General features: G+C 43.1%; 20 protein-coding genes. 1 reads left to right on the top strand and 19 read right to left on the bottom strand.

From position 1 onward, the window contains the following. The 9 genes from B3Q46_RS11710 to B3Q46_RS11670 are packed head-to-tail and all read right to left on the bottom strand — an operon-like array spanning window position 1 to window position 5,410. On the bottom strand, window positions 1-762 hold the full coding sequence (locus tag B3Q46_RS11710) for a hypothetical protein (RefSeq protein ID WP_286715896.1): 762 nt from the start codon (window positions 760-762) through the stop codon (window positions 1-3). Between the two features lie 60 nt (window positions 763-822). Further along, window positions 823-1,263: a hypothetical protein gene (locus B3Q46_RS11705; protein WP_286715894.1), complete on the bottom strand. Its 441-nt coding sequence runs from the start codon at window positions 1,261-1,263 to the stop codon at window positions 823-825. Beyond that, window positions 1,256-1,738: a hypothetical protein gene (locus B3Q46_RS11700; protein WP_164543070.1), complete on the bottom strand. Its 483-nt coding sequence runs from the start codon at window positions 1,736-1,738 to the stop codon at window positions 1,256-1,258. The genes B3Q46_RS11705 and B3Q46_RS11700 overlap by 8 nt, the downstream gene beginning before the upstream one ends. A gap of 7 nt (window positions 1,739-1,745) precedes the next feature. Beyond that, window positions 1,746-1,940, bottom strand: coding sequence for a hypothetical protein (locus B3Q46_RS11695; protein ID WP_164543071.1), 195 nt, complete (start codon window positions 1,938-1,940; stop codon window positions 1,746-1,748). 9 nt (window positions 1,941-1,949) lie between these two features. Beyond that, complete coding sequence (locus B3Q46_RS11690; protein ID WP_034703003.1) at window positions 1,950-2,333, bottom strand: DUF4054 domain-containing protein; 384 nt, start codon at window positions 2,331-2,333, stop codon at window positions 1,950-1,952. 8 nt (window positions 2,334-2,341) lie between these two features. Next, window positions 2,342-2,725 carry a hypothetical protein gene (locus tag B3Q46_RS11685; RefSeq protein WP_286715887.1) on the bottom strand — a complete coding sequence of 128 codons (384 nt, stop codon included), beginning with the start codon at window positions 2,723-2,725 and terminating at the stop codon, window positions 2,342-2,344. A gap of 13 nt (window positions 2,726-2,738) precedes the next feature. Next, a complete protein-coding gene (locus B3Q46_RS11680; protein WP_286715884.1) occupies window positions 2,739-3,734 on the bottom strand; it encodes a DUF2184 domain-containing protein in 996 nt (331 codons plus the stop codon). 6 nt (window positions 3,735-3,740) lie between these two features. After that, window positions 3,741-4,211, bottom strand: coding sequence for a structural cement protein Gp24 (locus tag B3Q46_RS11675; RefSeq protein WP_286715881.1), 471 nt, complete (start codon window positions 4,209-4,211; stop codon window positions 3,741-3,743). A 14-nt stretch (window positions 4,212-4,225) separates the two neighbouring features. Continuing rightward, entirely contained in the window at window positions 4,226-5,410 is a 1,185-nt protein-coding gene (locus B3Q46_RS11670; protein ID WP_286715878.1) for a DUF2213 domain-containing protein, read from the bottom strand. Between the two features lie 86 nt (window positions 5,411-5,496). Between B3Q46_RS11670 and B3Q46_RS11665 the strand changes: the two genes are divergently transcribed. After that, window positions 5,497-6,015 (top strand): hypothetical protein, encoded by a 519-nt coding sequence (locus B3Q46_RS11665; protein ID WP_100357074.1) that lies wholly within the window; start codon window positions 5,497-5,499, stop codon window positions 6,013-6,015. 4 nt (window positions 6,016-6,019) lie between these two features. Here B3Q46_RS11665 and B3Q46_RS11660 read toward each other — a convergent pair whose 3' ends face one another. From B3Q46_RS11660 to B3Q46_RS11615, 10 genes are all read right to left on the bottom strand, one after another. After that, window positions 6,020-6,829: a phage minor head protein gene (locus tag B3Q46_RS11660; RefSeq protein WP_286715873.1), complete on the bottom strand. Its 810-nt coding sequence runs from the start codon at window positions 6,827-6,829 to the stop codon at window positions 6,020-6,022. Continuing rightward, the gene (locus B3Q46_RS11655) at window positions 6,804-8,162 is read right to left on the bottom strand and encodes a DUF1073 domain-containing protein (protein WP_286715871.1); all 1,359 of its coding nucleotides are present in this window, start codon (window positions 8,160-8,162) and stop codon (window positions 6,804-6,806) included. The genes B3Q46_RS11660 and B3Q46_RS11655 overlap by 26 nt, the downstream gene beginning before the upstream one ends. 8 nt (window positions 8,163-8,170) lie before the next feature. Next, window positions 8,171-9,697, bottom strand: coding sequence for a phage terminase large subunit (gene terL / locus B3Q46_RS11650; protein ID WP_286715870.1), 1,527 nt, complete (start codon window positions 9,695-9,697; stop codon window positions 8,171-8,173). After that, the gene (locus B3Q46_RS11645; RefSeq protein ID WP_286715868.1) at window positions 9,675-10,148 is read right to left on the bottom strand and encodes a DUF2280 domain-containing protein; all 474 of its coding nucleotides are present in this window, start codon (window positions 10,146-10,148) and stop codon (window positions 9,675-9,677) included. The genes terL and B3Q46_RS11645 overlap by 23 nt, the downstream gene beginning before the upstream one ends. A 59-nt stretch (window positions 10,149-10,207) precedes the next feature. Then, window positions 10,208-10,849: a putative metallopeptidase gene (locus tag B3Q46_RS11640; protein WP_286715866.1), complete on the bottom strand. Its 642-nt coding sequence runs from the start codon at window positions 10,847-10,849 to the stop codon at window positions 10,208-10,210. Further along, window positions 10,809-11,249, bottom strand: coding sequence for a hypothetical protein (locus tag B3Q46_RS11635; RefSeq protein ID WP_286715864.1), 441 nt, complete (start codon window positions 11,247-11,249; stop codon window positions 10,809-10,811). Before B3Q46_RS11635 ends, B3Q46_RS11640 begins: the two co-directional genes overlap by 41 nt. A gap of 52 nt (window positions 11,250-11,301) precedes the next feature. After that, window positions 11,302-11,487 carry a hypothetical protein gene (locus tag B3Q46_RS11630; RefSeq protein WP_180159372.1) on the bottom strand — a complete coding sequence of 62 codons (186 nt, stop codon included), beginning with the start codon at window positions 11,485-11,487 and terminating at the stop codon, window positions 11,302-11,304. A 91-nt stretch (window positions 11,488-11,578) separates the two neighbouring features. After that, window positions 11,579-11,752, bottom strand: a complete 174-nt coding sequence (locus tag B3Q46_RS11625; protein WP_286715861.1) for a hypothetical protein — start codon at window positions 11,750-11,752, stop codon at window positions 11,579-11,581. Between the two features lie 56 nt (window positions 11,753-11,808). Then, window positions 11,809-12,195, bottom strand: coding sequence for a type II toxin-antitoxin system HicB family antitoxin (locus tag B3Q46_RS11620; protein ID WP_005236593.1), 387 nt, complete (start codon window positions 12,193-12,195; stop codon window positions 11,809-11,811). A 2-nt stretch (window positions 12,196-12,197) separates the two neighbouring features. Then, window positions 12,198-12,386: a type II toxin-antitoxin system HicA family toxin gene (locus B3Q46_RS11615; protein ID WP_034581200.1), complete on the bottom strand. Its 189-nt coding sequence runs from the start codon at window positions 12,384-12,386 to the stop codon at window positions 12,198-12,200. Between the last annotated feature and the right edge of the window lie 1,002 nt (window positions 12,387-13,388).

The raw sequence follows: 13,388 nt of genomic DNA, 5'->3' as shown, positions 1-13,388 counted from the left end.
TTACTCCGAAGTAGTCCATTTGAAGACACGGCCTAAATCATCGGCCATTGGTTGGAATTCAAACTCAGGTAGATCGTAATCATCCTGTTTTGAGCTAAAGGCAAGCTTATTGCTGACACAGCGGAAGAATTCCATACCAAAGAATTTACCTTTGTAGTCACGGAACAGATCAACACTGAATTCAGGCGTATAACCCATATCCAAATTGCTTACGACACCTGACTTGGCACCTGCCACCGTCGCTGTGTATTTAAAGCTGATAAAAACAGTTTTACCCACATCAGCTGCTGCAAAGGTATAAACACCTGCCGCTTCATCCACACTGTATTGACCTGCAACCGGTGCACTTGCTACACGCTTTAAAGGAACTGCTTTGGCATCTGTCACACCCAAGTCTTTCAAGAATGTGCCGCTGTTCGGAACGACTGGTGTTACTGACGCTGCAACGACTTCACCATTGATGGTCTGTGCTACTGCAGTAATACCACCTTCAGTGACCACGCCACCAAAGAAAATGGAATTCAACAATGCGCCGTTGATGCGACCCATAGTCGCTTTACACTTAATTGAACCTTTACCGCGTGCGGCGTCTACGGCGAACTGACCACGGCCATAGAGTTCTTTTAAGTCATAGCTGATATCAACTGACGTTGACTGCACTACGCCCACTTCAACTGGTGTGCCGTTGGTGATTGGATTACCGTGCACATCCTGTAATGGTGTGGCAAAGATTTTACCGGCACCAAATAAATATTGAGCCATATCGACCTCTTAAAAATGAGAAAACCGCCGTAGTGGCGGTCATGGAATTTATAAATTGCTTTAGGTAGTGGTGAGGATCCGGATCGGAATAATCGAAATCCCTTGGTCATCAAGCATGTTTTCCACTGCTTCAAAAACTTCGATCGTACCCTCGATCCAACAATGCTCGACCAATCCACCTAAGGTTTGGTATTCGCAGATGTCAGGATTATCCGGTGCAAGCTTGGCACGCACTTGATCAATCATCTGATTCAACTGTACCGACGGCGGTATGGATGGATCTGATTCATGAATGTAAACGTACACTTCCGCTTCAAGTTCAACCTTGGCATCCAAGCCTTTCACTGGTGCTTCGGTTTGATTACCTTGGGTCACGAATAAAGCTGGACGCTCTTCAGGTGCAACATGATTGAAATGCTTTAAACGGCGACTTGTGGTTTTAATCCCCTCGATGCCTGACAAGCGATTAAACAATGCTTGGTAAATGGCTTCACTATTCACTGCTTAATCCCCTTTCAATTGCAGCATCAATATTCTTCGGTACGATCTTCGCCACTTCATCCAGTGAATCACGCATAAAACGGCGCTCTTTCATGTCGACTTTACGTGAATGGGCTTTAATCATGATTTGACGTGGTGTGATTGGCAGACCAAAGACTTTCTTAATCGTGCGCAAATGTGCCTTGATGGCCATCGTGCCTTTTAAGCCAAATTCATGAGCAAAGGCATAAGGTACTAAAGCACCACCCGCACCGACTGTACCCTCGATCCAGTCCTTATCCTCTTCCACCTTAGATGAAACGGATCCTCTTAAACGCCCAGACTGCACATTCAGGCGCTGACCTGTCAGCATGTCTTCCTGAATAGTGCGCTGAAGTTTAAGTGTGAGTGCATTTACCGTGCGTCGTATTTCAGCACGTACACGCTCATTGACCTCGTTAAAATCAACATCAGCATCAACACGGTAATCACTCATACATCACCTACTTTGCAGCAGCAGTTTCCTTTTTCGGTTCTGCTTTGGCTTCAGCAACCGCACGTTTAAAACCATGTGGTGCCAAGATGTGTGCAATGTCGGTATCCGACTCGATCACACCTTTTTCAACCTTGTATGTGATGCCTGCAATTTCAAGCGAAGTCGCTTTGAAATGATCAGGCGCTTGATACTTAAATGACATGCCTTGCTCCTAAACAACGAAAGCTCCAACGCCCAAACGATTGGGATTGGTACCATCATTGCCAATTGGAATTGAATTTTTTAATGCCAAATAACGTTGGCCATAAATGCTTTGGTTGTAAAACGCATCGGTACCAGAACGTGAAAAACTCACGCTCTGACCTGCAATGGTCATACTCGACGCATCTGAAAAGCTGTTACCTGACTTTGATTTGAGTGCAACCTTGAGAATATGTGCTGCATATAGACCCACAGCACGTTCTTTCAGATCACCAAATTCAAGTGACTTCACAACGAGATCCGCTTCCTCTAATGCGTCTGCAATTTCTGCATCGGGTAGATTCATCAGCGCCGTGTCGTACTTAAACTTCAACTTAAAAGCTTGTGGGTCCATAGCTCACCTTATTCGGTAGCTTGAGCAAGTTTTTCTTGCAACTGCTCAAGGGTTTCATCTTCAGCAAAGGTGATTTCAAGATCAGTCAGCGCTTTACGCACGTCATCAATTGTAAGCTCAGCAGGTTTGGATTCATCCTTGCCTTTACCATCATCTTTGCCTGATTGAGCACCCTTACCACGACCTGAAGCAGGTTTAGAATCACCAACTTCTGCAACTTCTTCAACAGCCAGCTCACCTGCATCAATCAGATGCTTGGCAAACTTATTCTTTTGAAGTGCTTTGTGGTGATTGGCTTCAACTACTACGGCGATACCTTTAGGTAAAGTCACCAGGCCTGCAAAAACAAAAGCGGCATTAGAGCCGCTGTATGTGTATGAATATTTAGCCATGAGATTTTAATCCTTATGCATGGTCAAGGTAACGAAGTGAATCAACACGCTTCAGCCAAACACCTTGGTATTTGTAGTGGCCTGGCACAAGTACATCCAGGCCTTTCGGTTGCGCCGTCAAGAACTCAATGCTGTTGCCTTTGAACTGGATACATGATGGATCACGGCGATAGATGATTGAACGGTCAGCACCAGCGGTACCTTTACCATTGCCACGACCAGAACCACGGATGGTTAATGTTTTGCCCTGAGTGGTGAAGATGTTGTTTTCTTCAATGTACTTCAGGAATGTTTTACCACCTGAGTTTGGTACCACACGTGTTGAAAGGTGTGTGTATTGCGCTGACGCCATCAGGTAGGTATCAGGCTCAATTGAAGAATCACCATCAAACAAATCTGACGAATCAGCCAATGAGTTATTGAAGTCGGATAAAACCTCTTCAATGGTCGCCGTAGACCAATCATGCTGACCTGTCACAATAGTGACGCCTGTTTGGTTTAAGAAGCCATTCACCTGTTCAAGTTGACCACTCGCATTGGCTTTGGTGTAACCATACCAAGCCACATTCGACATGTGCTTTTCAGCTGCTAAATTTGCAGCCTGAACTTTATCCGCTTCAAGCGTGAGGTTCATTTGCTGTGCGGTCGCCAATTCAACCACTGAATATTGGTAGCCAATCACACCGACTTTCACTGGTAGGCTTACAGTATCGTATTCAACTTCTGCAAGCGGAATATCATCACCTGTACCAGCATAGTCTTCGCCGATACCCACGCCTTTTTTACGAGACAGGATTTCACCACCACCATAAACCGCATTTACATTGGTCACTGGGATGAACTTGGCGTAGTCAAGGACCTGTGCAAGCTGTGGTGTAATTTCGTTTTGTTCTTCGATCTTTACGAAGAGCTGTGCCAATGCATCCATGTTGAACGCATCGCCAACTTGTGCCTGAATGGCATGTGAAATCGGCGTTAAACGCGCTTTCATTTTTGCTAATTTGCTCATGTTTAATTAAGCTCCACGAAGATTAAGAAGGGCTAAACCATCGGCACCTGTCACGGTTTCCCATGCTGCACCTGGTAATACTGTTCCGTCAGTTGCTGAGCTCGACAAAGAACCCAACGGCGCTGCTGTGGTACCGTTTGCAGTTTTTACGTAAACCGCAGTAGTAATGTCAGTGATTGGCGCTGTAGGCTTGACCCAAATTGCACCCTCAAACATCACTGGCACCATATCAGCCGCTTTATAAGCTTCTTTGCCAGCCGCCGTTTTGCCTGTCTTACCAACGCCGTGGCGTACCACCACACCAAAACGTGTAGGTGTAGCACCTGACACAGCCGTTACTGATTTGCCATCAGTCGTGCGGACAACCACATCACCGTCATTGACTAAAGTCAGACCTGAAAGCGGTAATGACAGTACAACTTCTTTAGCAGTTAAACGGCCACGCTGACCGACCACCGCATTTAATTGCTGAACCATGATTCAAGTTCCCCTTAAATTGTTTTGTATGCAGCAGACTTGTCATAACCCTTATTTTCTTTAGGGGCTTGACCTTGGTTTTGCTGTTGTTGCTGTTGATGTAATGCATCACCCACGGCATTGCCTGGTGTGGTCGACTTCACTGCTGACAGTGCACGGAAGACCGTGTCGATCTGTTCAGGTTTAGCATCACCCACGGCGACACCACCCAGTACAGCGGTCACCAATGTGTCACCTGCTTTGGCTGCAATCACATCACGTTTGATTTGCTCACATGAACAGCCTTCAGTTTTGATACCTGGTACCAAGGCAACGGCATCCGCAACCACTGACGCACGTTCAGCCACGACCTGATCAAGCTTTTCAGGTGTGATTTGGTTTTTCTCAAGATCACCGACTTTTTGCTTCAGTTCTGCATTTTCAGTCTGCAAGGTATCAACCACTGCTTGTACGGCTGGCAATTCATCACCGATGGCAAATTGTTTATCACCGACTTTGAGTTTTGCTGCTTTTAAGTTTTCAAGCTGGTCTTCTTGTTGCTTTACAGCATCAGCTAGCGCTTGGTTGTCACCAATCTCAAAGCGAATACCGTTTACTTTAACTTCCATCTTTTTCCCCTTTGGGTTTGGTTTATGGTCACCGACGCGACAATCACCGCCACAGCGACCGTATTTCACCAGCGCCACGTGATTGCCTTTAAAATTGATAAATTTGGCTTGATACGGCGTACCATCAGGTGCCGTGCCTTGTTCAAGGACAAGATCAGCCGCATAGCCTAATGAGATCTCGACACGCTCATTATTTTGAATAGCATTGATACTGTTCTGATCTTTGATGATCAGATCACCCAGCATGAATTCCCCTTCCTGGCGTACGTTTTCACACTCGCCAATATGGTAGTCCTTCCAGTTGGAAGCATTGATTTCATTTTTAGGTGGGTGATAGTCCGTTGCATCTACGCCGTCGAAGCTCTTGATCACTTCCGGTTTGAATAGATCCTCTGCTGCCACATAGACATTGATGACCTGATCCGCTGAATAGCCTTCCAAATTTGGAAATTCATAAGCGTAGTACTGACGGACTTGAGGTGCTTTAGCCAAGCGCACATTGATGCATTTCAGATACCCTTCTTGAGTAAATGAGCGTGTACTTTCGCTTGGTGCAAAGTCACCAATTTTGAGTTGGTAAATGAGTTTCATAAATTGAGCTCATAAAAAAACCACCTGTTGAGGTGGTTATGTATGTTGGTAGTAATTAAACTAATAAAAAATACTAGGTTATAAAAATGAATTGTCTTAATAATTTATGGAACATAATTGAGAATAACTCAGCCCAATTACAGACCATATTTGCTCTAATTGGTTTGATATTTGCAGTTATTGCTGCACTATATGCAAAAACACAAATAAAACTATCCCAACAGCAAAGGTTTTTTGAATTAAAACTTTCTATTCTAAGTGCAGCATATGAATGCAAAGATCTTATTTATGAAATCAAACATAAAAATGAAGAACTTAAATATGAGTTCTCCAGACTTCTCAATACTCAAAATAAAACACTCAACGATAATTTAGAGGGGTGTGATTATAATTATCATGAATATTTTAATAAAATTATGAGATTAACAGAGACTCCAGAAGAGGTGATTGATAAGTTAATAACCAGTTTAAGTGATGAAGAGCAAGAAGTTTCATTAGAAGAATTAGAAAGATATTTAAAACATTTAATTAAATCTAAGGGAAGTATTTACCATGCACGAAATGGATATCTTAGAAGAATTGAAGAACTTAGACTTAATGGCTAAATACTCAGTCAATCAAAATATCCTCATAATTCGGCAATGCTGTGCATCGACATCGAACTGGTTGACCTGGATGCCCTCCGCTTGGTGGATCATCCCATCGGAATGTTTCACCATGCTTTTTTTCATGATCTGGTCGCACACGCTCATCTTTTGCTGACTGCCATACATAAGTTTCGACACCCATGGATTCCTGACGCTTCTTATTGATGGCGCCGTTGATCTTGCCCATTTGGTCGGCTGCGATTATCCGTGCACGAAAGTCAGTACTATGCCCAAGCTTTTTAATTTCCTGAGCCAGTTCCTCATTGGTCTGCCCTGTCTGCAAGGCACCCATCACCAATGCTTCCAGCTTATCGGTGTATTGGCTTGGAATAGACTTAATCAAAGAGACATTTGCAGCAATCTGATTATCGATTTCATCCTGAATATCGGCACCACGGAAAAACGGCGTAAGGTCCACACCAAGAATAGTCTTGGTATGACTAGCAATCTGCTTATCTACTTCCTTGCTGGTATCCATAACCACCTTAGTGGCTAAAGATACCGACACTTCCATGGTGTACTTAACCATCTTTTCACGTAACGCCGTGAATAGATCCGTCACCCAGCTATCACCAATGTTCTGCCCTACGGTGGGTAAAACAAAATCCTTGGTTTGTTCCTGGCAATACTTGGATATTTCCAAAAGCTGACGTGTATAGAACAGCTCAACACGGCGATTGACTTTGACTGCCTTAGGCTTTGCCTTGCGTCCTTTCTTGCGTTTTTTGATCTGCTGAAGCTGTGGTTTAAGGATCTGTATCATCGTCGTCATTTGGCTTCACCATCGTTTCCAATTCTTTGATGTGATTTTCATCAATGACTGAGTAAACGCCGTCGATAACTAACTGACGTGCAATCTGAGGCTCAGTAATGATGGCCATGTTTAAGTATTTCTCGTCGCGTTCTGCATTCGCTTTTTCCACTTCCGCACGGACTTTCGCATCCAATTGCCAAAGTGGATTGAACACCACATTCAGTTCAGGAATCTGGCGTCCAAACGTAGACTGGCAGATCACGGTAAGAAACTTCATTAAGATCGGCTTGAGGTCCCATTCCTGCTTAGTGGCAATTGAGTCGTAATAATTACGAGTGTCATGCTCACCAGTAGCATTCATTCCTGCAGGTGATTGGCCAAACAGAATCGTATAGGGAATATCTGCCGCACCCGCCGTCTGGACTGAGAATTCACGCATCATGTCAGGCAAGCCAGCGAAGTTATATGTCTTGGAACTGTATTCTTCCTCAGCATCAAGGACCAGCATGCCATTCAAGCTTTTCATCAAGCCCACAGACATAAAGCGCTCCATGACTCCTTTCATATCCTCTTTGATCTTGTCGACCAGGTTAGGCGTTTGAATAACATCAATCTTAGATTCATGAATCAGGCTGGCGGATCCACGCTTAACACTGGCATGATCGAGCAGGTCCTCATAGACTTCCTGCAAAATACTTTGAGGTTCTTCATTCACCACATCCGCATGGGCAATACGGATTAAGCGAGAATAGTGAATGCGCTTCTTCGCCTCATTTCCCATCTTCATGTCGTAAAATTCAGGCTGTTTGAGCAATCCACAACATGCCGACGGTGGCAAATATGTGTTTTTGTCCGGTTTGATATATTTCTTCTTAACCACCGTAAAGAATTCCAAACGACCTTGGCCAAGTTTCGAAATATCTAAAGGTTGATCTAAGTTACCGCCATCAGCCGTTCCAAGCAGGATGTACACAACGCCGTAGAGACGAGAAAGAATCAAGCCTGATAAAAGCACATGCTCTAAGTGAAACGCCTTACACGCTTCTTCAAGGCGCTTTAAATCACCACCTTGTATGCCTTCATAGAACCATCCAGCACGAAGCATGTCCGATGCAGGACGATTGACGATACGGCGTGCGAGCCAGTTTTGGTATACCGCTTCAAGCTGATCATCGTCAATGTCTTTCCGTACAAATTTACCGTGTGCCGCTTTATCACGTTCTGTACCAATATTCGATACCAGGTTCGTATATGCACCAGCATCACCAATAACGTTAATAGCCTGTTTTACTGCATCAGCTACAAGCGTTTTAATTTTACCGCCTGTATCCGACTTTTTATCTTTAGCCATAAATACCTCTAATCAAATACAGTCGGCTTTTTCGCAAGAGAATCATTAATCGCATCAATCGTTGGATCCCATTGGTCATCATGCTCATGGGTGAAATCAGCTTTTAAGCCCTCAATTTCTTCAATGTAGTTCAGCAACCATGGCGCACTTACAGGCAGAACAACACGACGATCCTCGACATAGAACACCACATCCATGGTCCGGGTCAGTTTGTCTGTATCACGTTGGATTGCCTTAATTGGTAATGTCGTTTCACGCGAAATGTTTTGGATCAACATCGTTCCAGATGCTTTGTCCTCAATGGCCATGTAACGAAGTTTGCCGATCTTGGTATTGCTTTCCTTGTGCTTATTGATGAAAGCCTTGGCTTCCTTAATCAGCTCAGGTGCTTCCCATTTGCCACGGCGCACATCAATGATGTAAAGCCGGTTGTCATACCCAAGGCCTGCACATAAGAAAACTGAGTAGTCGTTATGTTCTTTAATCTTCTGTGCTGTATCTGCCCAGATCGCACGCCATTTCAAAACTGGTAACTCAAGGTATCGATCAAACCATTCAGCCTTGACCAGATCTCCACCGAGCTTTTTCGGTGCCTGTTGATACTGACTGCTGAATGTATACCGAGATACCGTAGCGCCGTCTTTGTCTTGGCCACCTTTCTCCAGCTGCAGTAACGACAGTAAAGATTCTTTTAATGGCCAGTAGCTTTGACGGCCTTTTTCGTCACGTTCGACATCTCGCGGCACTTTCTTTCGAATATGCTCTGGCAAGGCATTGATGTATTCATCATCAATCAGGGCTGGTATCGAAATCTGATGCCAATTGCCCGGGACGTTACCCGTCATCACAAAGTTAGTCGGATCCTCAACGTGTAAACGCTGCATGATCAGAATAATTGGTGTGGAGGACTTAGCCTTACGTGAGTTGACCGTGTTCAGAATCTTACGATTTGCTTTGTTACGTGCCGTCTTACTGAATGCATCCTCAGGCTTGAGCGGATCGTCCAGGATAATCGCACCGGTAAATCCATTATCAGCCAATGTACCTGCACGGCGGCCCGTAACCTGACCACCCATTGAAGCAGAATAAACGTGACCTGCTTCATAGCCGTCTACAGTTGTTTTCCAACTCGCCTTAGCATCGGTACTGGTCGAGATCTTAACTGGCCATAAGCCTTGGAAATCTGCCGATTTGACGATGTTTCGCGCCGTGGATGAAACATCCTCTACAAGTGACTGCGAGAATGACAAATATAAAAATCTTGAACGCTGATTTCGAGCGATACCGCGTGCAATTAGGTTAGTCAGTAATTCAGTTTTACCTGAACCAGGTGGAACGTTAATAACTAGGTTTTCGATTCGTCCGGTAATAACTTCATCAATTGCCCAGGCTATGTATTCATGGTGCCAATTGACCGAGAACTTGAAGCCCATACGTGGCAGAAAAAAACGGCGCGTAAAGAATAAATGTTCTTTCTCGCACCGTTCCTGCTCGATCTGCATTTCCAGCAAGCTAGTATTTACTTTCGAGTTCATCCATCACCTGCCTTACCAATTCTTTCGAGGCAGTTACATAGGTTGTATTTTCATTCTGCAATGGACCGCCGTCTGGGCCAGTTATTTCCTGCTTGGTTGTGCGTGCATCTGTTTCTTGATAAGCCAATTTCAACAGATTCTGTTTGGATACTTTATTCTTTCCAGCATCCTCATACATTTTCTGAATTTCTTTCAGTCGAAATGCTTGGTTAGCGATCGGAATATCAAAAATATTCTTTCGGAAATCCTCACGCGTTTTATCAAACAGATCCTTTAATTTCTTACTGAGATTTCGGCCTGCATACTTGGTTGGGTCGTAATTTTCACACTGCCGACGATCAATTTCGATGTTAAATCTTTGCATGACAGCATCTGCTACTTGTTGAGGTGTTTCAAAGCAAGCAAGAGACTGAACTATAAAGATTTTTATAGGCTCTTTAAGTGCCGCCATAATTACCCCTTTGTCATGCTACGTCATGCAAGACAGCCAAAAAAATGAGCCTTTCAGCCCTAACCAATCACACAATTCCCACAACACGCAGCCATACTTTTTTCTGATACAAACGGCGCATTCTTGGCAATTTCCAGAAGCCGTTTTACAGACTCGTCTGCACCCCATCGCTTAGTTTCACCAAAGAACACTTCAACGTCATGGCCAGCTAAATAATGCTTAGGTAAGCCAGTATGGTCGCTATAAATGATTTCGCCATCTTCATCACGCTCTACACCGATATGATAAAGCTCATGCTCAATCAGCCGACAGAATTCACGATCTGAGGCTTGTTCACAAAATGCAGCATCAACCGTAATCAGATATTGAGGTACAAAACCAAACCAATCCCGCATCTGTTGTTCCTGGCGTGCTTTCTTCCAGCCGCCCACGTTAAACATGACTTTTTCACATTGACCCAATACCATACGTTTTTTCGCTACGGCGGCAGATGAAGCCCAGGCGAATGCAAGGAACTCTTCATTGTCATGCAGTAATTCAGCAATATGATCATGATCCGGGTTGTGCAATTCACCACCTAAAGTAAGCCAATTCTTTACGACCCATTCTTTAAGCTCTGGTGCCGGTGCCAAACGTATGGCTTCTTCTTCCTCGGCCTGATCAATCAGATCCGTCGGTGGGAATGGTCTGAACTGTTCCATGTGATGCCTTTAAATTTCTAAGCCACTGTACGGCCCTATTGGATGATGAGATATCTGAGACTTCGAAGCGTATATACCGATATCCCATTTCTTCAGCATGATCATAACGATCTATGCTCCAGGCTTTAGTAGCCAGTTTACCTTTACGGCCACCAGACCAAGGACCACCAGCTATTTCAATCAATGTGAGATATCCAACCAGGTGTAAATCAAAGCGCCAGTGTTTAGTGGTTTTAAAATGGAAGTATTCTTCATATTTGATTTCCATCCGATCAAGGATTTCTTTTAGTCGATCGAAAGCTTCTAAGTATTTCTCACTGGCTTTAGGTAGTGGTCTATTGCGAGGTTTATTTTTGATTAGACCCTTATCGGTTAATTTTTTATAGTGTTTTGGATCCATGATCTGCACCCAACAAAAAACCTCCCGAAGGAGGCCTTTATCATCTTAAGAATTATGCAAAGTAATTTTCTAAGCCAATTCGTCTTAAGAAGCTCTCTTGGCTATCACGGTGCGGGAAACTGAATCGTTCATAATCATCTTGTGAAAAATAAACAACTACAAATTTTCCATCTGGATCCACAAAAATTTTTGTGATTTTATCTGTGTTCAAAACATAATCATCAATTTTAATAAGCATTGTTATTACCTAAATATTCTTAATTTTCGAACCACGAGAATATTCAAGTATTTAGATAACGTCAATTAATACACTTCCCTAAATCAAAACATCACGTATAAAGAGCCGTACGCAAATTCTTAATACGCTCTTTCAGCTTAATCATGATGCCGTCGATTGCATGCAACTCACTGAGCGTTAATCCTGATCTACTGAGGTTTTGATACTTAGACAGCTCAGCACTGCAAAATTCTAAGTCTTGTTTAGCTTGTACTTTGTCTGTCATGGGCACCTCAAAATAAAAAACCCAGCACTCAGGCTGGGTCTGTCATATTGTTTATTTTACTGATGCAATGCCATTTCCGCGCTTTTGGCTAAAAATGCCGAACGGCTTAAATGTTGTTTTTTAGCCATAGCATCAATACGTTTCACTAAAGCTTCTGGCATGCTGATATTAATACGAACAGACTTGGTATTTACCTTTGCTGTATCAATATCAACTAACAACCAAAAACCACCTTCAAATCTCTCATCACTTAACCATTGTTCCGGGCTTGACGGTGTAGGTAACGGAATATCTTCACCATCAAAGTGAACTTCAACCGCTTCCTGCGCCATGCGCTGGATGTCTTGCATTTCATCAGCAGCACTGAAACACCCTTCAAAGTCAGGGAAAGTTAAACCGTATGCAGTATCTTCATCTTTATGAACATATACTGGATATAACATTTTTACCTCCATTCCCAACCAGCCTGTTTATATATATTGCGTAGAGTTCCTATCGGCATATCTTTACGTGGATGTGGCACCACAACATGCCCGGACTTTTCAGGATGCTTGTACTTTTCATGGTCGCCCTTACCGCCAACCTTATACCAGCCTTCCTGCTCTAGACGCTTAATAATATCTTTGCTGTTCATTGTGTAACTATACACACTTTTGGGTGGTTTCATGATAAAAATTCTCTAAATAACTATTTCGTATTTAGTTCATGATGACTACTAAAGCACTAACTCTCAATAGCAATATTTTACTATGTTATTGTTTTATAATAATATATTAACATTAAAAAAAATAAAATTAATGAATAACAAATACTAAGCTAGGCGTTCATTTAATGTAACAAAATATTTTAATAAAAAGGAAAACCCCTCAACATCTAGAATGCGAGGGGCTTTGTTTGCCGTAATACGTCCGGCGATTTTGAAATAAAAAAGCCCGCTTAACTCTCTCCAATTAAACGGGCTTGACTTGCGTCACAACGTCTTTCTTCTTTTGCAAAGCAACTATATTGCTTAAATATTACAGCTTTATGAAACAGCTCTTTGCTTGAGTGATTGTTATTCAACTTCTTTCAAACAATCCCGACACACTTTGATTTCTTCATCATCAACCGTGTAGTCGATCTCAGTCACACCATGCAGGCCGAATAAACAGAATATAAATTGGAGCATTTGATTCTCCTTTCTAATTGTTTTCGAGAGACAAACTGTTTTGCTTCTCGTTTTTAGAATCTGGCACGCCATGCAGGCCAAATAAACACATCGGTAATCTAAGCATGATTTTACTCCTGGACAATCAAGCAATCATGTCGCAAGAAATGTCAGTTATTTTCACTTATAAAACATAAATTTATAATATTCATTGCTGAAATAATGTCATTAACTTTGTCGAACTAAGCAAGATTCATTCCTGGTTAATCAAGCATTTTAATTTGGTATGATTACACTAGTATTTCTCAGGGCAATAAAAAAGCCCTTTTCGCAGGGCCAGACGCTACTCACAATCACACACACCTAACATGCACGGTCTGCTTTACTTGCTTTCAATCCTCTTTAGGTCGGGGCGCTACTCCCTGGTCTAGATTCCCGAAGGAAGTTTACTCGATGGCATGTTCCACTGGTCAGCACTCCAGTAGGCTT

The organism is Acinetobacter sp. UBA2581 (assembly GCF_002339435.1).
Taxonomy (GTDB): Bacteria; Pseudomonadota; Gammaproteobacteria; order Pseudomonadales; family Moraxellaceae; genus Acinetobacter; species Acinetobacter variabilis.
Note: the sequence above shows the minus strand (reverse complement) of the source record. Positions and strands in the feature narration are given on the sequence as shown.

What these genes read in the sequence shown, in the direction of transcription:
- B3Q46_RS11710 (WP_286715896.1), bottom strand. Translation starts at nt 762, where the DNA reads ATGGCTCAATATTTATTTGGTGCCGGTAAAATCTTTGCCACACCATTA.
- B3Q46_RS11700 (WP_164543070.1), bottom strand. Translation starts at nt 1,738, where the DNA reads ATGAGTGATTACCGTGTTGATGCTGATGTTGATTTTAACGAGGTCAAT.
- B3Q46_RS11695 (WP_164543071.1), bottom strand. Translation starts at nt 1,940, where the DNA reads ATGTCATTTAAGTATCAAGCGCCTGATCATTTCAAAGCGACTTCGCTT.
- B3Q46_RS11690 (WP_034703003.1), bottom strand. Translation starts at nt 2,333, where the DNA reads ATGGACCCACAAGCTTTTAAGTTGAAGTTTAAGTACGACACGGCGCTG.
- B3Q46_RS11685 (WP_286715887.1), bottom strand. Translation starts at nt 2,725, where the DNA reads ATGGCTAAATATTCATACACATACAGCGGCTCTAATGCCGCTTTTGTT.
- B3Q46_RS11680 (WP_286715884.1), bottom strand. Translation starts at nt 3,734, where the DNA reads ATGAGCAAATTAGCAAAAATGAAAGCGCGTTTAACGCCGATTTCACAT.
- B3Q46_RS11675 (WP_286715881.1), bottom strand. Translation starts at nt 4,211, where the DNA reads ATGGTTCAGCAATTAAATGCGGTGGTCGGTCAGCGTGGCCGTTTAACT.
- B3Q46_RS11670 (WP_286715878.1), bottom strand. Translation starts at nt 5,410, where the DNA reads ATGAAACTCATTTACCAACTCAAAATTGGTGACTTTGCACCAAGCGAA.
- B3Q46_RS11665 (WP_100357074.1), top strand. Translation starts at nt 5,497, where the DNA reads ATGAATTGTCTTAATAATTTATGGAACATAATTGAGAATAACTCAGCC.
- B3Q46_RS11660 (WP_286715873.1), bottom strand. Translation starts at nt 6,829, where the DNA reads ATGACGACGATGATACAGATCCTTAAACCACAGCTTCAGCAGATCAAA.
- B3Q46_RS11655 (WP_286715871.1), bottom strand. Translation starts at nt 8,162, where the DNA reads ATGGCTAAAGATAAAAAGTCGGATACAGGCGGTAAAATTAAAACGCTT.
- terL (WP_286715870.1), bottom strand. Translation starts at nt 9,697, where the DNA reads ATGAACTCGAAAGTAAATACTAGCTTGCTGGAAATGCAGATCGAGCAG.
- B3Q46_RS11645 (WP_286715868.1), bottom strand. Translation starts at nt 10,148, where the DNA reads ATGGCGGCACTTAAAGAGCCTATAAAAATCTTTATAGTTCAGTCTCTT.
- B3Q46_RS11640 (WP_286715866.1), bottom strand. Translation starts at nt 10,849, where the DNA reads ATGGAACAGTTCAGACCATTCCCACCGACGGATCTGATTGATCAGGCC.
- B3Q46_RS11635 (WP_286715864.1), bottom strand. Translation starts at nt 11,249, where the DNA reads ATGGATCCAAAACACTATAAAAAATTAACCGATAAGGGTCTAATCAAA.
- B3Q46_RS11630 (WP_180159372.1), bottom strand. Translation starts at nt 11,487, where the DNA reads ATGCTTATTAAAATTGATGATTATGTTTTGAACACAGATAAAATCACA.
- B3Q46_RS11625 (WP_286715861.1), bottom strand. Translation starts at nt 11,752, where the DNA reads ATGACAGACAAAGTACAAGCTAAACAAGACTTAGAATTTTGCAGTGCT.
- B3Q46_RS11620 (WP_005236593.1), bottom strand. Translation starts at nt 12,195, where the DNA reads ATGTTATATCCAGTATATGTTCATAAAGATGAAGATACTGCATACGGT.
- B3Q46_RS11615 (WP_034581200.1), bottom strand. Translation starts at nt 12,386, where the DNA reads ATGAACAGCAAAGATATTATTAAGCGTCTAGAGCAGGAAGGCTGGTAT.